General features: G+C 65.7%; 17 protein-coding genes, 1 pseudogene and 1 riboswitch. Of the genes and pseudogenes, 16 read left to right on the forward strand and 2 right to left on the reverse strand.

The genetic code is table 11. From position 1 onward, the window contains the following. The first annotated feature begins 150 nt into the window (after window positions 1-150). The 5 genes from FHG09_RS00900 (at window position 151) to FHG09_RS00920 (ending at window position 5,624) form a co-directional block, all read left to right on the forward strand. Window positions 151-2,664, forward strand: coding sequence for a GcvT family protein (locus FHG09_RS00900; RefSeq protein WP_152345818.1), 2,514 nt, complete (start codon window positions 151-153; stop codon window positions 2,662-2,664). Between the two features lies 1 nt (window position 2,665). Then, window positions 2,666-3,496 carry an electron transfer flavoprotein subunit beta/FixA family protein gene (locus tag FHG09_RS00905; RefSeq protein WP_152345819.1) on the forward strand — a complete coding sequence of 277 codons (831 nt, stop codon included), beginning with the start codon at window positions 2,666-2,668 and terminating at the stop codon, window positions 3,494-3,496. Continuing rightward, entirely contained in the window at window positions 3,493-4,488 is a 996-nt protein-coding gene (locus FHG09_RS00910; RefSeq protein WP_152345820.1) for an electron transfer flavoprotein subunit alpha/FixB family protein, read from the forward strand. Before FHG09_RS00905 ends, FHG09_RS00910 begins: the two co-directional genes overlap by 4 nt. 79 nt (window positions 4,489-4,567) lie before the next feature. Next, on the forward strand, window positions 4,568-4,963 hold the full coding sequence (locus tag FHG09_RS00915; protein ID WP_152345821.1) for an acyl-CoA thioesterase: 396 nt from the start codon (window positions 4,568-4,570) through the stop codon (window positions 4,961-4,963). 253 nt (window positions 4,964-5,216) lie between these two features. Beyond that, window positions 5,217-5,624: a VOC family protein gene (locus FHG09_RS00920; protein WP_152345822.1), complete on the forward strand. Its 408-nt coding sequence runs from the start codon at window positions 5,217-5,219 to the stop codon at window positions 5,622-5,624. Between the two features lie 103 nt (window positions 5,625-5,727). Here the strand turns inward: FHG09_RS00920 and FHG09_RS00925 are convergent, their stop codons facing one another. Continuing rightward, window positions 5,728-6,429 (reverse strand): helix-turn-helix domain-containing protein, encoded by a 702-nt coding sequence (locus FHG09_RS00925; RefSeq protein ID WP_152345823.1) that lies wholly within the window; start codon window positions 6,427-6,429, stop codon window positions 5,728-5,730. Window positions 6,430-6,560: 131 nt separating this feature from the next. Here FHG09_RS00925 and FHG09_RS00930 point away from each other — a divergent pair, with 131 nt between their 5' ends. The 7 genes and pseudogenes from FHG09_RS00930 (at window position 6,561) to FHG09_RS00960 (ending at window position 14,201) form a co-directional block, all read left to right on the forward strand. After that, window positions 6,561-7,178: an HAD domain-containing protein gene (locus FHG09_RS00930; RefSeq protein ID WP_152345824.1), complete on the forward strand. Its 618-nt coding sequence runs from the start codon at window positions 6,561-6,563 to the stop codon at window positions 7,176-7,178. Then, entirely contained in the window at window positions 7,175-7,957 is a 783-nt protein-coding gene (locus FHG09_RS00935) for a glutamate racemase (protein WP_152345825.1), read from the forward strand. The genes FHG09_RS00930 and FHG09_RS00935 overlap by 4 nt, the downstream gene beginning before the upstream one ends. Window positions 7,958-8,134: 177 nt before the next feature. Beyond that, window positions 8,135-9,157: a slipin family protein gene (locus FHG09_RS00940; protein WP_193627232.1), complete on the forward strand. Its 1,023-nt coding sequence runs from the start codon at window positions 8,135-8,137 to the stop codon at window positions 9,155-9,157. 80 nt (window positions 9,158-9,237) lie between these two features. Beyond that, window positions 9,238-9,834, forward strand: coding sequence for an HdeD family acid-resistance protein (locus tag FHG09_RS00945; protein WP_152345826.1), 597 nt, complete (start codon window positions 9,238-9,240; stop codon window positions 9,832-9,834). A gap of 351 nt (window positions 9,835-10,185) precedes the next feature. Continuing rightward, window positions 10,186-11,688 carry an inorganic phosphate transporter gene (locus FHG09_RS00950; RefSeq protein WP_152345827.1) on the forward strand — a complete coding sequence of 501 codons (1,503 nt, stop codon included), beginning with the start codon at window positions 10,186-10,188 and terminating at the stop codon, window positions 11,686-11,688. Between the two features lie 529 nt (window positions 11,689-12,217). Then, window positions 12,218-12,949, forward strand: a pseudogene (gene erm / locus FHG09_RS00955) (23S ribosomal RNA methyltransferase Erm); the annotation flags it as partial. Window positions 12,950-13,524: 575 nt separating this feature from the next. After that, a riboswitch (SAM riboswitch) is annotated at window positions 13,525-13,635 on the forward strand. A 32-nt stretch (window positions 13,636-13,667) separates the two neighbouring features. Then, window positions 13,668-14,201 carry a hypothetical protein gene (locus tag FHG09_RS00960; protein ID WP_152345829.1) on the forward strand — a complete coding sequence of 178 codons (534 nt, stop codon included), beginning with the start codon at window positions 13,668-13,670 and terminating at the stop codon, window positions 14,199-14,201. Between the two features lie 64 nt (window positions 14,202-14,265). Here the strand turns inward: FHG09_RS00960 and FHG09_RS00965 are convergent, their stop codons facing one another. Beyond that, complete coding sequence (locus FHG09_RS00965) at window positions 14,266-14,937, reverse strand: metal-dependent transcriptional regulator (RefSeq protein WP_152345830.1); 672 nt, start codon at window positions 14,935-14,937, stop codon at window positions 14,266-14,268. 96 nt (window positions 14,938-15,033) lie between these two features. On the opposite strand from FHG09_RS00965, the gene FHG09_RS00970 reads away from it, so the two are divergent. The 4 genes from FHG09_RS00970 to FHG09_RS00985 all read left to right on the forward strand — a co-directional run bounded on the left by FHG09_RS00970 (window position 15,034) and on the right by FHG09_RS00985 (window position 20,778). Further along, on the forward strand, window positions 15,034-15,561 hold the full coding sequence (locus FHG09_RS00970) for a hypothetical protein (RefSeq protein WP_152345831.1): 528 nt from the start codon (window positions 15,034-15,036) through the stop codon (window positions 15,559-15,561). 154 nt (window positions 15,562-15,715) lie between these two features. After that, window positions 15,716-17,974 (forward strand): choline BCCT transporter BetT, encoded by a 2,259-nt coding sequence (gene betT / locus FHG09_RS00975; RefSeq protein ID WP_152345832.1) that lies wholly within the window; start codon window positions 15,716-15,718, stop codon window positions 17,972-17,974. 68 nt (window positions 17,975-18,042) lie between these two features. Beyond that, a complete protein-coding gene (locus tag FHG09_RS00980) occupies window positions 18,043-19,149 on the forward strand; it encodes a hypothetical protein (RefSeq protein ID WP_152345833.1) in 1,107 nt (368 codons plus the stop codon). 3 nt (window positions 19,150-19,152) lie between these two features. Beyond that, window positions 19,153-20,778 carry a lipase maturation factor family protein gene (locus tag FHG09_RS00985; RefSeq protein WP_152345834.1) on the forward strand — a complete coding sequence of 542 codons (1,626 nt, stop codon included), beginning with the start codon at window positions 19,153-19,155 and terminating at the stop codon, window positions 20,776-20,778. Window positions 20,779-20,996: the final 218 nt, after the last annotated feature.

Here is a 20,996-nt window from a genome sequence, read left to right on the forward strand (position 1 = left end):
CTGACCCCGCGGGTACGGCGCGGAAGAACCTCTTGACACACCCGCCTCGGCGGAGGACGATCATCGTACGCAGTTCCACATAGCGCGCACCGTTGCCTAGTTCGCAACAACGCCGGTGAAGGTGATGATGCCTTCAGAGAGGAGCCGCTCATGGCTTCCGTCCCCGCCCAGGCCAGCGTCGTCGTTGTCGGAGCCGGCATCGTCGGCAACAGCCTCGTCCATCACCTCGCCGAGCTCGGCTGGACCGACATCGTCCAGGTCGACAAGGGTCCGCTGCCGAATCCGGGCGGCTCGACCGGGCATGCCTCGAACTTCATCTTCCCCGTCGACCACTCGCGTGAGATCACCGACCTCACCCTCGACAGCATGCGCCAGTACAAGGAACTCGGCGTCTTCACCGAATCCGGCGGCTACGAGGTCGCCCGCACCGAAGAGCGCATGCAGGAGCTGCGCAGGCGCATGGCCTCCGCACGCGCCTGGGGCATCGACTCCTCCCTCGTCACCCCCGCCGAGGTCGCAGAGAAGGTGCCGTTCCTCGATCCCGAGGTCATCCTCGGCGCCCTCTGGACCCCGACCGTCGGAGTCGTCGATTCGGTGCGGGCGGGCACGATGATGCGCGAATCCGCCGAGGCGAAGGGTGCGCTCACGGTCTCCCCCAACACCGAGGTGATCGACGTCGACGTCGATCGCGGGCAGGTCGTGCGCGTGCACACGACGAAAGGTGAGATCGCGACGAACCGGATCCTCATCGCCTGCGGAGTCTGGTCCCCGCGCATCGCCGCCATGGCCGGTGCCGCGATCCCCCTGACCCCGGCCGTGCACCAGATGATCAGCGTCGGGCCCGTCCCGCAGCTGGCCGAACGACCCGGTGAGATCTCGTTCCCGATCGTGCGCGATATGGACACCTTCTGCTACGAACGTCAGCACGGATCGGACATGGAGATCGGCTCCTATGCGCACCGGCCGATCCTCCACGACCCGGATGAGATCCCCTCGATCGAGGCCGCGAAGCTCTCCCCCACGGAGATGCCGTTCACGGACGAGGACTTCGACCCGCAGCTCGAACAAGCCGTCGAACTCATGCCCGAGGTGCTGTCGAACCCGGACGTCGAGATCCGCTACGCCATCAACGGCCTGCTCTCGCTGACCCCGGACGGCCCGCCCATCCTCGGCGAATCACCGCAGGTCACGGGCCTGTGGTCGGCGGCGGCAGTATGGGTGAAGGAAGGGCCGGGAGTCGGTCGTGCCGTGGCCGAATGGATGACGAACGGGCTGCCCGAGATCGACGTCCAGGGCGCGGACATCGCTCGCTTCCACTCCCATCAGCGCACCCGCACCCACGTCAAGGCGCGCACCTCAGAAGCCTTCAACAAGACCTACGGCATCGTCCACCCGGCCGAGCAGTGGAACTCCGATCGCAACGTCCGCCGCTCACCGATGTGGCAGCGTGAGTCCGAGCTCGGTGCGGAGTTCTTCGAAGCCGGCGGGTGGGAGCGCCCGCAGTGGTTTGAGTCGAATGCCGGTCTGCTCGCGGAATTCGGAGACTCCGTTATGGACCGCAGCGCCGAATGGGACTCCCGCTGGTGGTCCCCGATCATCAACGCCGAACACCTCGCCATGCGACAGCGCGCCGGACTCGTCGATCTCTCCAGCTTCGTCATCTTCGACGTCTTCGGGCCCGCCGCCCTCGACGCGGTCCAGCGCATCGCCCTGGCGCAGATGGATGTGGCCGTCGGTCGCGTCGTCTACACTCCGATCCTCGATGAGGGCGGAGGGTTCCGTTCGGACCTGACGATCATGCGTCTGGCCCACGATAGGTTCCGTGTCGTCACGGGCGCCGCCCACGGCATGGTCGACGTCAAATGGTTCGCCGACCGACTGCCCGATACGGGTGCGCAGATCGCCGACCTCACGAGCTCGTGGACGACGATCGGTCTGTGGGGACCGCGAGCCCGCGACATCCTCGGCGGTCTCACCAGTGCCGATGTCTCCCATGAGGGGTTCAAGTTCGGCACAGCCCGCACGATCGAAATCGGTTCGCTCGAGGTTCTCGCCTCTCGGATCTCCTATGTCGGCGACCTCGGATGGGAGCTCTACGTGCCGATGGAATCCGGGCTGCGACTCTGGGATGCGCTCTACGAGGCCGGCCAGGAGCACGGGCTGATCCCCGTCGGTCTCGGCGTCTACAGCACCACAGGGCGGATCGAAAAGGGCTACCGGGCCTTCGGAGCGGAGCTCGATTCCGAACGCAGCGTCGTCGAGACCGGCATGAGCCGACCGAAGGTGAAGGCCCAGGACTTCATCGGCAAGGCCGCTCACCTGCGCCACCGGGAGGAAGAGCCGAAGACGGTGCTGTGCTCGCTCACGGTCGATGACCACACGAGTTCCAGCGGTGAGGCACGGTACATGCTCGGCGGGGAACCCATCGTGGCTGCCAACGGCGAACCGCTGATCGACGGGCACGGGCGCCATGCTTATGTCACCTCGGCGGGGTCGGCTCCGAGCCTCGGCAAGCATGTGCTCATGGCGTTCCTCCCACCAGCCGAGGCGGTGCTCGGCAACCGATTGCAGGTCGTGTACATGGAGGAGTTCTTTCCCGTCACGGTGGCGTCGATCGATTCGACACCGCTGTTCGATCCCGACAACGAGTGCATCAGGAGATGAGATGAACATCCTCGTCTGCATCAAACGCGTCCCCGATATCGCCGGTTCCGTCGTCCTCGATGACACCGGGACAGGGATCGACGAATCCGGGCTCGGTCACACCATGTCCTCTCATGAGGAGTGCGCGGTCGAGCTCGCGATCCAGACCTCCGCCGCGACCGGTGGGACGGTCACGGTGCTCACGGTCGGCCCCTCCGAGGCGGTCGAACAGCTGAGAGCGGCCGTGGCCGTGGGCGCGAACGACGGAATCCTCGTCGAGGCCGCCGACTCGTCCGTGTTCGCTCCCGAGGACACTGCGCAGGTCATCGGTGACGTCGTCCGCGATCGCGCCGAGGCGGGACAGACCTTCGATCTCGTCCTCACCGGTGATGATGCCGCCGACACCGGTGATTTCCAGGTCGGGATCCGGCTGGCATACGACCTCGGATACCCCGTGCTCACGAACATTCAGACGATCGGTGCCGCCGACGGTGACAACGGCACGGGCGGCTCGGGTCCGGCTCCGGGAGGCGGCGAGCGCAGCTCCGGGCGCATCGAAGCCCGCGGGATCGGACCGGCCGGCACCGAGATCTTCGCACTCGACCTGCCCGCTGTCATCGCCGTCCACGAGGGAGGGGTCGATCCGCGCTATCCCTCCATCACGGGGCGGATGAAGGCGAAGAAGGCGACGATCGTCGAGTACGACGCTCCCGACCCCGGGACGGGCAATCCGCGCATCCGCCTCGAACTGCCCGAAGTGAAGGTCAGTTCGGTGACCATCCTCGGTGAGGGCCCCGAGGCGGCCCCCGCCCTGGTCGATGTGCTCGAAGAGATCGGAGTGATGAGGCCATGACCGTCGTCTACGTCGAAACGGACCCCGCCGGCGAGGTGACTCTCACCTCCGCCGAAGCCATCACCTTCGCCCGCCAATTACTACCCGACGGCGGCCCAGATACCTCGCGCGAGGTTGCTGCGCCCCCGTCAGGTAGTCCTGAGGGGGTGGTGATCGGGGAACTCAGCGATTCCGCCGTCGCAGAGCTGGGGCGGCTCGGGGTGAGTGTCATCCACCATCTCGAGCATCCGGACCTCGCGGAGTACTCCGCTGCGGCTTGGGCGCAGGCGATCGTCGACATCACCCCGGAGTCCAGCACTCTGCTGGCCTCGGGCACCCCGCGCGGCATGGAGCTCATGGCCCACGTCGCCCTCCGCACCGGTCAGCGCATGGCCGCCAACGTCATCGGTGCCGACGAGGAGGGTCTGCTGCGACAGGTCCACGGCGGCACCGCCTTCGAACGTCTCCGCCTCGACGGTGAGCTGCACGTGCTCACGATCGCCGGCCACGCCTGCAATCCGGAGGAGACGACCCCGGTGACCCCGGAGGTCTATGACTACGAGCTCGACGTCGCCGAGGCGGACCTGGCCACCCGTGTGCAGCGCACCGAGGCGGAGGCCGCCGATGATGCGTCCGGACTGACCTCGGCCAGGGCCGTGGTCGGTGCCGGCCGCGGGGTCGGTTCGGAGAACGGCTTCTCCGAGGTCCTCGAACTCGTCGACCACCTCGGCGGAGCCTTGGGCGTCTCCCGTGTGGTCACGGGACTGGGTTGGCGCCCGCACGCCGAGCAGGTCGGCCAGACCGGCAGCCGCATCTCCCCCGACGTCTACATCGCCTGCGGCATCTCCGGAGCGATCCAGCACATGGCCGGAATCGAGGGCGCGAAGACGCTCGTGGCGATCAACTCCGACGAGGAGTCCACGATGGTCCAGCGTGCCGACTATGCGATCATCGGCGACCTCCATGAGGTGGTCGGAGCCGTCAACGAGGAGATCGTCCGACGGAAGCAGTGATTTCCGTGGCCGCCCGCAAACTGATTAACTATGGAACGATCGTTCAGACGTTGTTCCCAATCAGCTCCAGGAGGCAGTCATGGCCACATTCGAACTCTCACCCGAGGTGCGCTGGTCGGACCAGGACATGCTCGGCCACGTCAACAATGCGCGGCTGATCACCCTCGTCGAGGAGTGCCGGATCCGCTGGATGCATGAGATCCGGGCCGGACACATCACCGGCGGCGGGCTGCTCGTCGCCCGCCAGGCTATCGACTATCTTCTCCCCGTCATGTACGGTCCCGAACTGACGATGACCGTGACGGTGAAGAAGCTCGGCAACTCCTCGTTCACCGTCAACACCCGCGGTGACCAGGACGGACGTCAGGTCATCGACCACGACTGCGTCCTCGTCCACATCGACCGCGAGTCCGCAAAGCCGACCCCGCTGACACCCGAGCTGCGCGCAGTCTTCGAACCCTACCTGCAGGGCTGAGGCGCGAACCGGGCGACCTGCCTCAGGTCCCGCCGGCCATTTGAGCCTGCGCGCCCGGCGACCGGTTGCCCAAGCGCAGTCCGCACGCTTAAGTGGGATAAACAGTCACGAAAACCCGCGGCGGGCGTGACCATTCTGCCCACCTAGTGTGACCGTTTCGACAGCCCAAGGGCAGCGAGAACGTCCAGAGGGCCGCAAGATCATGGCCGATTCATTCAAGCCGACGCCCCGCCCGTCCGCATAGTCTGAAGCCATGAAACTCGACGCGATCTCCATCATCACCTCAGACATGCCCGCCGCCATCACCTTCTACTCCGCGCTCGGCCTCGAGCTCGTCGACGGCGGCCCGGATGCCCCGCACACGGAGTTCACCTCCGGCGCCGTGCGCATCCTCCTCGACACCGAGGCGGTCGTTCTCAGTATCGACCCCGAATGGACCCGACCGACGGGCGGAAACACGATGTCCCTGGCCTTCGACTGCACCGCCGCCGAGGCGGTCGACCAGGCTTTCGCCCAGCTCACCGGGCCCGGCGACGGGGGAAGCGATCCTGTGGCCAAAATCGTCCACGAACCCTGGGACGCGTTCTGGGGACAGCGCTACGCCGTGGTCTCCGACCCTGACGGCAACACGGTCGACCTCTTCGCCTCCCTCAACTCCTAACTGCTACCCGACGGCGGCTCAGCAACCTGGCGCCAGGTTGCTGGGCCGCCGTCGGGTAGTTCTAGGCGGGGGCGAACTTACGGAACGAACGCCGAGAGTGCCATCATCCGATGAGTGAGCGTTCGTCCCGGCGCAGGTGAGCGGCATCGGCATACCCGACCTCGGCTGCGACCGCGGTGCGTGACCGTCCCGCATCGATGAGGTCTCGCGCGGCCTGCCAACGCAGGATCTTCGCCAAGTGCTTGGGCCCGTAGCCGAACCATTCGGCACTCAGCCGACGCAGCTGCCGCGGTGAGTACGCGAACTGGGCAGCCGCCTCGGTGACGGTCTGCGCCGACGATCCCGAGCGCACATCCAAGCGTTCGGCCAGCGCCATCGGCCGCGGATCTAGCAACGCCCGGTCCGACAGGCCGCGGGCCTTGTCAAGCAGGGCCCGCACAGATCCCGTCACCGAGGCAGCCCCTTCCTCACCGTCATCCGGTGCCACCGAATGACGGCCGCCGATCACCCCGTCGAGGGGCGTGACCCGGTCGGCCAGCTCACCCGCCGAGGTGGTCAGAAGCTGCGGAAGCACGCCCGAGTCGAAACGCAGGCCCACGGTCGGTACGGCCGAACCGTGAAACGTCCGGGCCATGGAATCGGCGCCGGCGATGACGATCTGCCCGCCGATGACGATGAGGTCCATGCACCCGTCGGGGAGGATGAGCGAGGCACCGGGCCCCGCCTCGGCGAGGGAATCTGACTCAACGGGAGCCGAGACCCACAGGCTCGCCCGCAGGCGCGGGATGCGGGTCTGTCGATACATTGGCTCGGCCTCTTGACGCTCTCGGCGGTAAACTCGTCTGTGTTCATCTGGTGCGGGCGGCGCGATCTGCCCTCAGAATAACGCGTGGACGGCCCGGTCGGGCCGAATGCCTGAGCTCACGGGAAGGAATGATGGCTGCAGCACCCTCGGCGCCGGTGTCGGCGCGCAGGCAGGCTCGCCATGTCACGGTCTTCCTCGATGTCGATGGTGTCCTCAACTCCTACCCGGTGCCCAGGCTCCGCGGCATGGCCGAGGGCCGGAAGAAGCTGCATGCGTGGCACTACGAACTCCACTACCGGCCTTCCGTCGTCGAATTCTTCGACCGCATCGTCGAGACCCATGAGGTCGACGTCGTGTGGCTGTCGACCTGGTCTCAGCGATGCAAATCCGAGCTCGAACCGAAGTTCGGTCTGCGCAACTCCTTCGACGTCATCGAAATGCCTGACCAGACGCACAATCACTTCGCCCACGATCCGCAGCAGTGGTGGAAGGCCCGTGCCATAGAGGACTGGCTGGCCACGCACGAACACGGGCGTGCGATCTGGATCGACGACGACCTGGCCTGGCCGGCCACCCGCGAATACTTCCTCGAACACTACTCGCCCAACCGCCTCAAACTCATCGCCCCCGACTTCGCCCACGGTCTGACGAAGGCTCACCTCAGGGAGATCCGGGAGTTCGCCTACCCGAAGACCGGCGATCCGACGACCGGCGATTCGACGACATCCGATCCGAAGGGAACTTCATGACGCGCATCGGCCTGCTCGATTCCGGACTCGGACTCCTCGGCACCGCCGACGCGCTGTTCAATCTCGCCCCCGACGCGGACCTCGTCCTCGCGATGGATCCGGACTACACACCGTACGGCAGTCTGAGCATCGACACCCTCCAACAGCGGGCCCTGCATTCTGCCGGCGTGCTCGCCGAATGGGACCCCGACGCCATCGTCGTCGCCTGCAACACCGCCTCGGTGCAGGCACTCGAAGCCGTGCGCGCCCGCTACGAACCCGCCATTCCCGTCATCGGCACCGTTCCGGCAGTGAAGATGGCCGCCGGCACCGGCCAGGACTTCGCGATCTGGGCGACCCCGGCGACCACGGGCAGCGACTATCAGCAGAACCTCATCGACTCCTTCGCCTCCGACCTGCACGTGGCCAAGGTCGCCTGTCCGGGGCTGGCCGAGGCCATCAACGTGGCCGATCTGGACAAGATCGATACCGCTATCGAGGATGCCTTCACCCAGATGGGGCCCGGAATGGAGACCGTGGTGCTCGGCTGCACCCACTACGGACTCGTCGCCGACCGCATCATGGCCGCCCGCGCCGGCGCCCTCACCGTCTTCGACTCTCCCATGCCGGTGGCCAAGCAGACGCTGCGCCGCATCGGCCTCGAACCCGCCGGAGTCGGCGATGACCAACCGGGCACCGGACGGGTGCTGGCGACCTTCGCCTCCAGCAGACGCGTGAACCTGCCGGAATCACTGGCCGCCTACCCGGCGGGCAAGCGATTGCTGACGCGGGAAGCCTGAGCAGCCCCCTGGAAGCGTGAGCGGCCGCCTGGAGGCGTGAGCGGCCGCCGAGAAGAGCATCCGCACGCGGGGAGTGAACGGACGGCCGCCTCAGTGTTCCCTCTGAACCCCGGGCTTTCCGCACCCCGAAAGAGTAGAATAGAGCGGACAGTCAATCGTCAAAGGAGGCGATTCGGCATGTTGGTACTCAGCATCCTCGCCGCACTCGTCGCGCTCGGAGCCATCACGCTGGGAAACAGCCTGAAGATCGTCAAACAGTATGAGCGCGGGGTGGTCTTCCGCCTCGGCAGAGTCAACGCCGAGCCCAAGGCCCCGGGGATGACAGCGATCGTCCCCTTCGTTGACAAGCTCGAGAAGGTCAACCTCCAGATCGTGACGATGCCGATCCCCGCTCAGGAGGGCATCACCCGCGACAACGTCACCGTCCGCGTCGACGCGGTCATCTATTTCAAGGTCGTTGACCCGCGCAAGGCCGTCGTCGACGTCGAGGACTACCAGCTCGCCGTCGGCCAGGTCGCCCAGACCTCGCTGCGCTCCATCATCGGCCAGAGCGAACTCGACGATCTGCTCACCAACCGCGAACGCCTCAACCAGGGCTTGGCGATCATGATCGACAACCCCGCCGTGGACTGGGGGATCCACATCGACCGCGTCGAGATCAAGGACGTGGCCCTGCCGGAGACGATGAAACGGTCTATGTCGCGCCAGGCCGAGGCCGAACGCGAACGTCGGTCCCGGGTCATCATCGCCGATGGTGAGCTGCAGGCATCGAACAAGCTCGCCCAGGCCTCCGAGGCCATGGCCCACACCCCGTCCGCCCTGCAGCTGCGCCTGCTGCAGACCATCGTCGAAGTCGCCGCCGAGAGGAATTCGACCCTCGTTCTGCCCTTCCCCGTCGAGTTGCTGCGCTTCCTCGAGAACAACACCCCCGCCGCTCCTCCCACCGCCGAGGCGAAGGCCGAGCCCACGACGGACACCCCCACCGAGGCGGCCGACCGGTCCGCCGCGGACGCGACGTCGAGCGCCCCGACCGACCTCGATGCAATCGTCCAGGCGATGTCCGAGTCGCTCAAGCTCACCGGGCTGATGCCCGAGCAGGAGCGTGTCACCTCGGACATGCCGGAGCAGGAGCGGACCACGTCGGATTCGGCCGAACAGTCCGACTCAGCCGAACAGGAGGAGCACCTCGGGCATGCCTGAAGGGCAAGCGTCCCGCTCATTCACCGACCCCGTCTCGCAGTCTTCAGCGTCTGTCCAATCCAGAGGACTAGGCTGAGCGCATGGACCTCAAGCGCACTGGAAGATCAGTCATCGTCAACGGCGTCATCGCCCTCGTGATGGGTGCGCTGATGATGGTCTGGCCCGGCACCTCCGCCGAGGTGGTTGTGCGGATCTTCGCCTGCTGGCTCGCCGTCATCGCCATCTCCTCCCTCGTGTTCGCGCCGCGGGGAGGCCGCACCGGCAGCTTGGTCACACGCGCGGTTCTGCTCATCCTCCTCGGTGTGCTCATCTTCCTCACCCCGATGCTGTTCGCATCCATGGTCACGGTCCTCACCGGTTTCGCGATCATCTTCTTCAGCTTCCTCGCACTCACCGTGTCCCTCTTCATCCGCCGCATGGGTGTCAGGTCCTGGTGGGTGCTCACCGTCATCGGCGTCCTCGGCATCATCCTCGGCGCTTTCTTCCTCTTCGCCCCGGGCGCCGGGGTGACCGCGCTGATCTTCACTCTCGCCGGATTCATCATCCTCGTCGGAATCGCCCTCATCGCGCTCGGCCGTCGCCTGCGCAGAGTAGATCGGCAGATGAAGTCCGATCCGCACCGGAACCGTCCCGACGACGGTGGCGGCGACGTCATCCGCGGCGAGATCATCGACTGAATCAGGCCGCCTCGGCGAGCTCTTCCCAATTCGGCTGAGCCCGGATCCGCAGATGCGCGGATCCGGGCTCGTTCGTGCTCCCGTTTCGGGCCGAAGTGGTCATTGTCACAACATGACTTTTCGCGCATGCAACCTCCACCCGCTCCTCCCGCGAGGACCCGATCATTTAGCACCTGACCTGGAACATTGCGTGAACGGACGGCGAAAAGCACCGATTGTGCATGAGCATTTCGCGGATGCCGTCATGCGAGTTAACCGTCCATTCACTTTCCTCGTAACCTGGCGGTCATTCGGCCTGCGAATCATGGAGGCAGACACCGCCTCATCGACTGAATCTCGCTAGGAGTACAAATGACCCAGGTTCTGGCACCGGAGCGCCACACTCCGCCGCCTGCCGTCGGCCGCAGCAACGACCGTCTCTGGCATCTGGCCTTCGGTGGCCTGCTGGCGATCACCCTCATCGCCTTCACCCTGTGGTCCTTCGACTTCGTGGGCCGGGACGCACCCCGCATGGTGCTCATCACCACGGTCATCTTCGGCGCCTTCATGGCCTTCAACATCGGCGGCAACGACGTCGCCAACGCCTTCGGCACCTCAGTCGGCGCCGGCACTCTGACGATGAAGCAGGCACTGCTCATCGCCGCGATCTTCGAGGTCAGCGGCGCGCTCCTCGCCGGCGGAGACGTCACCGACACGGTCAAGAGCGGAATCGTCGACCTCAGCGGGGCCGACATCAACCCGATGGACTTCGCGTTCATCATGATGGCGGCCCTCCTCGGCGCCGCGGTGTGGCTGCTCCTGGCGACTCGGATGGGTTGGCCGGTGTCGACGACGCACGCCATCATCGGCGGCATCATCGGCGCCTCCCTGACGATCGGCTTCGTCACCGGCACCGGCGGATTCGCCATGGTGCAGTGGTCGGAGGTCGGTCAGATCGCGATCTCCTGGGTCCTCTCCCCGGCTCTCGGCGGACTCGCCGCGTTCATCATCTACGGGCTGATCAAGAAGTACGTGCTCGGCAAGACGCTGTCGCACACGCTGAAGCCGCACATGCTCGCCCCGGTCTCTGCGGCCGAGGGATCCGTCGACGCACAGATCGACTCCGCCGCCGAGGAGGCCCCCACCGGCGAAGGATCGATCGGCACGCACTCGGCACTGCAGCGGTGGGTCCCCCTCATCGCCTCTGCGGGCGCGGTCATCATCACCGCAATGCTGCTGTTCAAGGGTCTGAAGAACCTCGACATGAGCGTGACCACCGTCGGAGGCCTGCTCATCATGGCGATGATCGGCGCGGCCGTGTGGCTGGCCGTGTTCGTCTTCGCCAAGACTCTGCGCAAGCAGACGGTTCCCCGTGCCACGTACATTCTGTTCTCCTGGATGCAGGTGTTCACCGCCTCAGCCTTCGCCTTCAGCCACGGTTCGAATGACATCGCCAACGCCGTCGGCCCCTTCGCCGCCGTCCTCGATGTGCTCCGCACCGACAGCATCAGCTCCGAGACGACCGTGCCGTTTGCGGCCATGCTCACCTGCGGTATCGCCCTCATCGTCGGTCTCTGGTTCATCGGCCGCAAGGTCATCGCGACCGTCGGAACGAACCTCACCGAGATCCACCCGGCCTCCGGATTCGCAGCGGAGCTCGCTGCCGCGGGAATCGTCATGGCCGCCTCGGTGAGTGGTCTTCCGGTGTCGTCGACGCACATCCTCATCGGCGCGATCATCGGTGTCGGCCTGGTCAACCGCTCGGCGAACTGGAAGCTCATGAAGCCGATCGCGCTGGCTTGGATCATCACCCTTCCGGCCGCCGCGGCCATCGGTTCGATCGGCGTCATCACCCTGCGCACCATTATGGGATGACCCACTGACACGAACGCCCCACAGGTGTTCGCCGGGACCCAGTCGAGACATCAGTTCGACCGGATCCGATCTCCCACCCCGCCGACTTCCACACGAAGTCGGCGGGGTGTTTTTCGTCCGCACCCTGGTGGAGGCAAAGCCCCCTGTGCTATCTTGTTCGGCATGGGAACATTGAACAGCAGCGCAATGACTGCGCCTTGCTTCTACATTCGTCACCGCAGCGCCTGACAGCGCGCCAGACGAATTCTTCTGTGATCGGCTGACCGACGACGGTCACCCTGATCTCCTCTGCAAGCGCGTTGTCCTCCCGGAGAGCCCTCGGCATCCGGGCGATGCGGCAATCGGCTGAATCCCTTCCGGCCCTGTGACCACCTCGATCGTCAATGGTCGACCAGGTCATCGCGGACCGATCTGACTCACCATCATTGCGCTGCCTCGGGTGCCTCCATCTTCTTGACTGGAGCACATCCCATTGCGACCCCAATCGCCACGAAACCGTTCGACACATCCGCGTTCGACTTCACGGTCGATGCACGGCGGCCGGCATGAACTCGGCCAGAACTTCCTCCGCTCACACACCACCATCACAACGATTGCGAGCCTGGCTCGCTCCACCTCCGGACCGATCATGGAGATCGGCCCGGGCGACGGGGCAGTCACCGCCGAGCTCTACCGGCTCGGGCGAGAGCTCACACTCGTCGAACTCGACGAAACGAGGTTGGATCACCTTGAAGACACGTACCCTCGGGCCGAAGTCCGGCACGCCGACGTACTGACCACCCGGCTCGACCGGCCGGTCATCGTCGGCAATCTGCCGTTCCATCTCACCACTCCCATCCTCCGCAAGCTGCTGCGCTCCGGGCGCTGGCAGCAGGCGATCCTGCTCACTCAATGGGAGGTCGCTCGCAAGCGCGCAGGAGTCGGCGGGTCGACCATGATGACCGCCCAGTGGGCCCCGTGGTTCGACTTCCGCCTCGTCACTCGCGTCCCCGCAGACGCGTTCACCCCGAAGCCCAGCGTCGATGGCGGCATCCTCACCATCGATCGCTGTCCCACCGGATCGATCCCAGCCGGTGCTCGATCCGATTATCAACAGTTCGTCCGTTCGGTCTTCACCGGCCGCGGGCGAGGAATGAAAGGAATCCTCTCGAAGATGAGCATCACCGATCACCGCACGCTGCAATCGACCATGGACCGCAATGACATCAGAGGAGACACTTTGCCCAAAGACCTCACCCCCGACCAGTGGACCGGACTGTTCACCGAACTCGCCGCCGAACCGAGCCCGAAGAACACCGGTGACCGACAGAAATCCGCGAAGACCGCGAAGCAACAGAAGACTGCGAAGAAGGGAAAGACCGTGCGCAACGACAGAGGACCCAAGAAGAACCCCATCACCGAGGCGGCCCCGGAGAAGCCGTTGATCACCGGGGAGCTGCCCATCGTCGGCGCCAAACCGGCGACCGAGAAGCTGCAGGCCCCCATCCCGGGTGCCGATCCGAAGGCGAAGAGCCATGACAAAGGTCATCTGCAGGCCGAACGCGGTTTCATGAATCAGCATCAGAAACCGCAGCAGCCCCAGCCGAGGTGGAACCTGCCCCGCAGGTGAGTCTCCAGCGCCTCGGCCCGGCGTTCCCCGTCGGGCCGAGGCGCTGACAGGCCAGTGTGCTGACGGATCAGGACACCGCAGCTCCGTCATCTTCTCCGGAAGTTCATCTTCACCGGCGGCCGGCGCCGATGAAGAAGGGCTCGTCTAGCCTTCTCCGCGGCGAGATCATAGGACTCGTCCGGCCTCCCACACAGTCGCGTCAGTCGCTCCGTCTACACTGAAATCACGTTCGCGAGCTGTGGCCATCGGTACCTGGCCGGCCACACGGCAACCCGTCATCGACCGGGTGCCCCAGGGGAAGAACGGGCCCGTGCCGACCGCTCGGGCAAGCTTCGATCCGGGCCGATGCGCCCGAGAAGGACGGTTTGCCATGTCCGCAGACTTCCATGACAACGCAGACTTCCACGACGATTCCGCGCCCGACGGTTCAGCCGATCGCCGCGATGCCGAAAACCGCCGCAGGGCGGCTGAACAGTGGCCTGGTTTCGAGCCCGAGGAGGCGCTGCACTGGTCGAAGGTGCTCCTGCATCACTCCCCCGACCCACAGCGGGCCGGCATCAAAGCTCAGATGAGTTCAGCGATCGCCCGTGGAATTCCGATCGCCGGCCCCGATTGGGTGCCCACCGCCGACTCTGCCCGCGCAGACGGCTTCAACCCGGTGCTCTACCAGGCGCTGTTCGAGAGCCTGCGCACGATCCCGAAAACGGCATTCCGATCCCATCCTGGACACCGGCAGTCGACATTCAAGACCTATCTGCCCGGCCCACCGTATGAATCCGAACTCTGGTGCGATTGGCCGAAGCTCTTCCTCGCCGAAGGCTTCGATGCCCGCACTGCCACGGCCCTGACGCTGCTGCGCGCCGAGCCGAAGTTCCCGCGGCGGCGCACCGACGGCCGAGGCTAGAGTCCCCGACCTCGCCCAACCCAACTGCCCCAGCAGGTCGGATCAACCGGACCGACCCGGTCGATCAGTCTGTCGCCGCGGCCGCGCGCAGATACACCGCCGCGGCGAGCGCGGCAGCGATCGTCTGCCGCTTCCCCCCGATGTCCACGGTGACCTCGTCATCGGTGCGGTCGACGACCTCGAGCGCGACATCGGGGAGCACCCCCGCCTCGGCGAGCTTCCCGAGAACAACAGGATCGGCGTCGGAGACCCTCAGCACCGCATAGGGCCCGGCAGCCGCCTCGGCGAGGAGGGTCGGGGTATGGGAATCGACGGCACCGTCGGCACCCGGGATGGGATCGCCGTGCGGGTCGGACGTCGGGTGGCCGAGGAACGCGTCGATGCGGTCGATGAGCCGATCAGAGGCAGCGTGTTCGAGGATCTCGGCCTCATCGTGGACCTCGTCCCAGCCGTAGCCGAGCGACTCGACGAGGAACGTCTCGATGAGCCGGTGCCTGCGCACCATCGACAGGGCGATCGCCTTGCCCTGCTCGGTGAGCACCGGCGGGCGGTAGGGCACCCGGGTGATGAGGTCGAGCTCGTCGAGACGTTTGAGCACCTCGGAGACGTTGGCCTTCGTCGTCCCGAACCGGTTCGCAAGCTCGGTGGCCGTCATCGGGTCCCCGCCCCATTCCTGGGCCGACCAGATGGCCTTGAGGTAGTCCTGGCTGACCTCGGAGACTTCACCTGCACGCATGTCTTCAGTATCCCATGGACGAACCGGCACAGATGTTGCGAAACGATTACCTGCGATCCGGCCCGACACCGAGGCGGCCCTGCCAGAATCACAGACATGACCTCCCATTCCCTCCCCTCCGATCCCGTTCCCCCAGACAACGCCGACCGGCCGAAATCGGCCCGACCCGAGATCCCCGACGGTCCCTCCCCCGCTGACGTGGGGTCGCCGCTGCGCGTGTTCCGCCGCTGGTGGCGAACCCGCAGGACGGCATCAGCAGCCCGTCGAAGGCCGAGCAGCCCACGGACGCGATCAGAGTCGATCGACGCGACCGGCCAGTTCCGCCCCGGTGAGATCGAATACCAGCGGCTGCAGAGTCTGCCGCCGTTCGACACCGATCTGCTCATCCTCACCGACCTGCGGATCATGCGGGTGCGCACCGATGCCCAGGGCTCCGTCGCCCAGCTCTCCCAGGCGACTCCGCGGCAGATCGGCGCAATCCGAGCAGAAGAGTTCCGTGGACGTGCGACCGTCACCGTCGAACTGCACGTCGGATCGTCGATGCGGCTCGAGGAGACCACTCCCGCAGAGGCGCAGCGTTTCGTCGACACCGTCACCGAGGTGGCAGCCCGCTCCCGGACATGACCACGCCCGCTCCCGGGCCTGAACTGGACAACCCTGCGGCTTAGTCCGTTTCCTGAAAACAGGGGGCGATGAATTTGTGAGAAACCTCCACCCGTAGAATGGATCGGGCCCAATTTCGGGCCCTGTCCCTTTTTTGTCTACCGGAGGTCGATGCGTGCAGGATCCGAACGAAGAGAAGTTGAAGCGCCCAGTCGTCGAACGAGAACGATTCGGCGGCACCGACCGGGCGACGAGAATCAGCAGGGACGTCGACCCCGAGAAGCGCGCTCCGATCGACAGCACGGAGATGAGCAAGGGCCCGGAGGAGCTCTCCGACGAACGCGGCTCCCGAGTCAATTGGCGAGTCTTCATCGTCGCCTCCCTCATCATCCTCGCCTTCTCCGTATGGGCGATGATGATGCCGGACTCGGCTCAGTCGACGATGAAGACCGCCGTGGACTGGATCGCAGAGAACCTCGGCTGGTTCTATGTCGTCACCGTCACCGTCGTCATCGGCTTCGTCCTCTGGGTGGCACTGTCCAAGGAAGGCAGCGTCAGGCTCGGCCCGGACCATTCCCGCCCGCAGTACAACCTCTTCACTTGGGTCGCGATGCTCTTCGCCGCCGGCGTGGGCATCGATATGCTCTTCTACTCGGTGACCGGACCGATCACCCAGTACCTCCACCCCGTCAATGCCTCCCCGGAATCAGCAGCTGCCGCCCAGGACTCGGTCGTGTGGACGATGTTCCACTACGGCATCGCCGGCTGGTCGATGTACTCGCTGCTGGGCATGGCGATGGGCTACTTCGCGTACCGCTGGGGCATGCCCCTGTCGATCCGTGCGGTCCTCTACCCGCTGCTGGGCAAGCGCGTGCGCGGCACCACCGGTGACGTCATCGACATCTTCGCGCTCGTCGGCACCGTCTTCGGTGTGGCCACCTCGATGGGCATCGGCGTGGTCCTGCTCAACGTCGGATTCGCCACCCTCTTCGGCCTCGAAACCGGATTGGCCCTGCAGATCGCCCTGGTCCTCGTAGCCGTCGTCATGACCGTCGCCGCCTGCACCTCGGGCGTGGACAAGGGCATTCGCCTCGTCTCCGAACTCAACCTCTGGTCGTGCGCGGCGATGATGCTCTACATCCTCGTCACCGGCAAGACCGCCTTCCTGCTCAACGCCATGGTCGAGAACATCGGCCGCTTCATCTTCACCCTTCCCGAACGCACCCTGTCGACCTTCGCCTATGTCGACGGCGGCTCCGAATGGATGGGCGGCTGGACCCTCTTCTTCTGGGCCTTCTGGCTCGCCTGGGGTCCCTTCGTCGGCCTGTTCCTGGCCCGCATCTCCCGCGGCCGCACCTTGCGTGAGTTCGTCATCGCCGCAATCACCGCTCCCGTCATCTGCGACTTCATCATCGTCACGATCTTCGGCAATTCGGCCCTGTCCGAGGTCTTCAACGGCAACGACGAGTTCGCGCAGACGGCCATCGCCTCCCCGGAACAGGGCTGGTACGACCTGCTCGAGATGTTCCCGGGATCGACGTTCCTCATCGGCCTGGCAACCCTGTCGGGACTTCTGTTCTACCTCACGAGTGCGAACTCCGGCGCCATGGTGATGTCGAACTTCTCGTCGTCGATCCCCAACCCGGAAGAGGACGGCAAGAAGTGGCTGCGCATCTTCTGGGCCCTGGTCACTGCCGTGCTCACGATCGCCATGCTCGTCGCCGGCGGGGTGACGACGATGGAGTACGCGACCCTGATCTTCGCGCTGCCGGTCACGATCATCGCCTACCTCGTCATGGCCTCGTTCTCGAAGGTGCTGCGCATGGAGAGAGCCGAACGCGAGGGCCGGATCCGTCGTCGCCGCACCACTGCCACCCACGGCGGTCGCACTCCGGAGAAGACCTGGCGTCAGCGCCTGGCGACCCTGCGGTCCTACCCGACGAAGAAGTCCGTCGAACGCTTCGTCGCCGAGGTGGTCGGACCGTCCCTGGAAGCCGTGTCCAAGGAGTTCCGCGAACTCGGCTACACCGTCGAACACCTCCAGACCCTCGACGAGGACACCGAGATCACGACGAACACGCTCAACGTCGACATGGGCGAACAGCGCGACTTCCACTATGAGGCCGCGGCCATCGAGGCGAATGTGCCGTCGTTCGGTGCCCGCAATGCCCCGCGTGGTGACGACAAGTACCTCCGCATCGAGGTCTTCACGCAGACCGGCTCGGAGGGCTATGACCTCATGGGCCTGAGCGCTCAGCAGATCATCGATGACGTGCTCGACCGGTACGAGAACCACCTGTCGTTCCTGGCCTACTCGCACGAGCATTCGTATCAGTCGGTCGTCACCCCGCCGACTCCGCCGACCACGGACTCGATTCCGGCGGTGCCCAAGGATGCCGACGAGGTCGAGGATCTCGAAGAGCCGAAGCACTGAATTCTGACGCAACGGATCCGGAACAACTCCGCGCCCTACGTCTGCGCGGTTCTTGCGATGATGGAGGTATGAAAAGGGACAAACGCTCCGCAGGCACTGCGCTCGTGTTCGGGATCGGGTTCGCTGTCTTCGCCTCGTTGCCATTCTTCCTCGCCAATGCCGGCATCAACCCGCTCAGCAATCATCGGTTGAGGGCAATCAACCCAGATCAGGCACCTGGTCTCGGAATAGGGACATTGTTCCTCCTGTCTGCTGTTGCGGCTTTCGCCTTCTACGAGGACAAACCGCCCGCTGACAGCAGCCGCGCCCGCGCGCAGCAGGCCGCCGATCCCTTTTCCGTGAAACGCAGGCAGCCGCCCACTGCGTTCGTCCGGACCCCGTGGCCTCGGGTGTTCGCCGTCGGGCCGGTGTGGGCCGTCTGCGGAGTCATCGCCGCCTTCATCTGGCACGCCTTCGCGAAGGACACCGGCATGCCCGGCACCGTCTGGGGCGACTTCACCGTGTCCCCGGTGCCGGCCTTCGCCCTGGTGTGCGGACTGTGGGCGGCAGCGAACTTCAGTCTCGCGCTCGGGGCGATCGCTGACGCCTTCCACCGCACACTCTGGGTGATCTTCCTCATCGTCTCGGTGCTCATCGTAATTCTGGCCATCACCACCAGTGTCGTGGCCTCGAACATCCTCACGATGTCACCGTCGGCGGGTCTGGCAGTGACCGCCGTCTGCCTCATCATCACCACGGTCGCGTTGATCCCGGCCCGTCTGTTCGCTGTCGCGCGAGCACGTGTCACCAACCAGATCGATGCGACCCACGAGGCTCGGCTGCAGTCACTGCTGGCGACGCTCGGCCCGGGTGAGAACCTCATACTCCACTTCGCCGACAGGGAGAACCCTGCCGGACAGATACTCGCTGCCACGAATCGGCGACTACTGCTGGCCGCACCCACCGGAACCAGGGCCGCCCGGCCCAGGCAGATCCACATCCTCGACCGGGCCCATCCCGGACAGCTGCGTGGAGCCAGCACAGCGTTCCGACCGACCGGGCACACCACCTCGGTGCATTTCCGGAACCGCCCGGACATGGAACTCGTCGGCGGAGACCCGAGCGCCGCAGATACATTCGCTGCAGCACTGACTTCTCTGGCCACGACCGGCCGTCTGCCGCAGGAGGAGGCATAAGCCATGGAACTCAGCCAGCTGATCGCTCTGCTCACCGCAGGCGACTACACGATCTCCCGCGAGATCATCCAACGCGGCTTCGGTGTGCTCTTCCTCATCGCCTTCGCGTCCGCGTTCAACCAGTTTCCGACCCTCCTCGGCGAACGCGGGCTGACCCCCGCCCCACGGTTCATCGCCCTGACCACGGCCCGGCAGGCTCCGAGCCTCTTCCGGTGGAAGCGGTTTTCGTATTCGGACCGACGGCTGCGCCTGGTCTGCGTGATCGGAATGGTCCTGGCCGCCTCGGCGATCATCGGCCTGCCGCAGGCGGGCCCTGCGTGGGTGCCGATCCCGGTGTTCCTGGCGATGTGGGCGATGTACTTCTCGATCGTGTCGATCGGGCAGCGCTTCTACGGCTTCGGCTGGGAATCGCTGCTCCTCGAGGCGGGATTCCTCATCGGTTTCCTCGGCTCCCACGAGGTGGTCCCGGCCCTGCCGATGATCCTGCTGCTGCGGTGGTTCGTCATCCGCGTCGAATTCGGTGCCGGAATGATCAAGATGCGCGGGGACTCATCCTGGCGCGACCTCACCGCGATGGACTATCACCATCAGACTCAGCCGATGCCGAACCCGGCCTCCCGTCTGGCCCACCTCATGCCCGGCTGGTGGCACAAGGGCGAGACCCTGGGCAGCCACATCGTCCAGCTCGTCGCCCCGTGGCTGCTGTTCGCACCGCAGCCGATCGCCTCCTTCGCAGCCTCAGCCATCATCATCACCCAGCTCGCACTCGTGATCAGCGGCAACTACGCGTGGCTGAACTGGGCGACGATCCTGCTCGCCTGCTCCGGAATCAGCGACACCTTCTTCCGGTGGATCGTCGGCGGCCCGTTCCCCGGGTGGGGGTGGACTGTGTTCACCGATTCCACCGGCGCCGAGGTGGCCGGCCCTGCCGCCGACACCTATCCGGTCGAGGCCCTGCCCCTCTGGTGGCTGATCGTCGTCCTCGTGTTCGTCGCGTGGCAGGTGTGGCTGAATGTGCCGGCTCTCCGGAACCTGTTCTCCCCGAATCAGCTGATGAATGCAAGCTTCAATCGGCTCGGTCTCGGCAATGCCTACGGGGCGTTCGGGTCGATGACCGAGACCCGCAACGAGATCATCATCGAAGGGTGGATCGGCGACGGCGACGCTGGGGGCGCAGCCATCGACAGCGGAGACGCCGGCGGTACCGGCGCTGACGCCGGCGGCGTCGGCGCTGACGATCCGAGCCGCGATGACCCAGACGCCGGTTGGCGAGAGTATCGGTTCAAAGGCAAGCCCGGGGATGTTCTTCGCCGCGGCCCCGTCGTCGCGCCCTATCATCTGCGGCTCGACTGGCTCATGTGGTTCGCCGCGCTCGGTGACTATCGGCAGACCTGGTTCTCCGAGCTCGTGCGCAGGATCGGCTCCGGGGACGACCAGATCCGCCGTCTCATGGGATCCGACCCCTTCGACGGCGTGGCACCGGACCTCATCCGCGTCCGCGTCTTCACCTACCGTTATGCCACCCGCGCCGAACGCCGCGCGGCGAAGTCCGCGGGCGAGCCGCGCCCTTGGTGGGTGCGTTCGGATCCGCGCATCCTCGTCCGCCCGATCGATCTGCGGGAGGACTGACCGATCTTGAGCGAACGCTGACGAGGCCACTCCCCCGCCCTCGCCCGCTCGAAGATCCTCCCCGCCTGAAGAGACGCCTCGGTGACGAGGTGCGACTTGGCTTTCCCCCAGTCAGACTCTAAAGTTAACGTACCTTAACTTTTATTCGGGACCCCCGACGACAAGGAGCCCCTCGTGTCTGACCACAGCAGTTCCACCACCTCCGCCGAGAGACCATC

This window comes from Brevibacterium sp. CFH 10365, assembly GCF_009299785.1.
GTDB classification, from domain to species: Bacteria; Actinomycetota; Actinomycetes; order Actinomycetales; family Brevibacteriaceae; genus Brevibacterium; species Brevibacterium limosum.

Coding starts and splice junctions, on each gene's coding strand:
- FHG09_RS00900 (WP_152345818.1), top strand. CDS start 151: ATGGCTTCCGTCCCCGCCCAGGCCAGCGTCGTCGTTGTCGGAGCCGGC.
- FHG09_RS00905 (WP_152345819.1), top strand. CDS start 2,666: ATGAACATCCTCGTCTGCATCAAACGCGTCCCCGATATCGCCGGTTCC.
- FHG09_RS00910 (WP_152345820.1), top strand. CDS start 3,493: ATGACCGTCGTCTACGTCGAAACGGACCCCGCCGGCGAGGTGACTCTC.
- FHG09_RS00915 (WP_152345821.1), top strand. CDS start 4,568: ATGGCCACATTCGAACTCTCACCCGAGGTGCGCTGGTCGGACCAGGAC.
- FHG09_RS00920 (WP_152345822.1), top strand. CDS start 5,217: ATGAAACTCGACGCGATCTCCATCATCACCTCAGACATGCCCGCCGCC.
- FHG09_RS00925 (WP_152345823.1), bottom strand. CDS start 6,429: ATGTATCGACAGACCCGCATCCCGCGCCTGCGGGCGAGCCTGTGGGTC.
- FHG09_RS00930 (WP_152345824.1), top strand. CDS start 6,561: ATGGCTGCAGCACCCTCGGCGCCGGTGTCGGCGCGCAGGCAGGCTCGC.
- FHG09_RS00935 (WP_152345825.1), top strand. CDS start 7,175: ATGACGCGCATCGGCCTGCTCGATTCCGGACTCGGACTCCTCGGCACC.
- FHG09_RS00940 (WP_193627232.1), top strand. CDS start 8,135: ATGTTGGTACTCAGCATCCTCGCCGCACTCGTCGCGCTCGGAGCCATC.
- FHG09_RS00945 (WP_152345826.1), top strand. CDS start 9,238: ATGGACCTCAAGCGCACTGGAAGATCAGTCATCGTCAACGGCGTCATC.
- FHG09_RS00950 (WP_152345827.1), top strand. CDS start 10,186: ATGACCCAGGTTCTGGCACCGGAGCGCCACACTCCGCCGCCTGCCGTC.
- FHG09_RS00960 (WP_152345829.1), top strand. CDS start 13,668: ATGTCCGCAGACTTCCATGACAACGCAGACTTCCACGACGATTCCGCG.
- FHG09_RS00965 (WP_152345830.1), bottom strand. CDS start 14,937: ATGCGTGCAGGTGAAGTCTCCGAGGTCAGCCAGGACTACCTCAAGGCC.
- FHG09_RS00970 (WP_152345831.1), top strand. CDS start 15,034: ATGACCTCCCATTCCCTCCCCTCCGATCCCGTTCCCCCAGACAACGCC.
- FHG09_RS00980 (WP_152345833.1), top strand. CDS start 18,043: ATGAAAAGGGACAAACGCTCCGCAGGCACTGCGCTCGTGTTCGGGATC.
- FHG09_RS00985 (WP_152345834.1), top strand. CDS start 19,153: ATGGAACTCAGCCAGCTGATCGCTCTGCTCACCGCAGGCGACTACACG.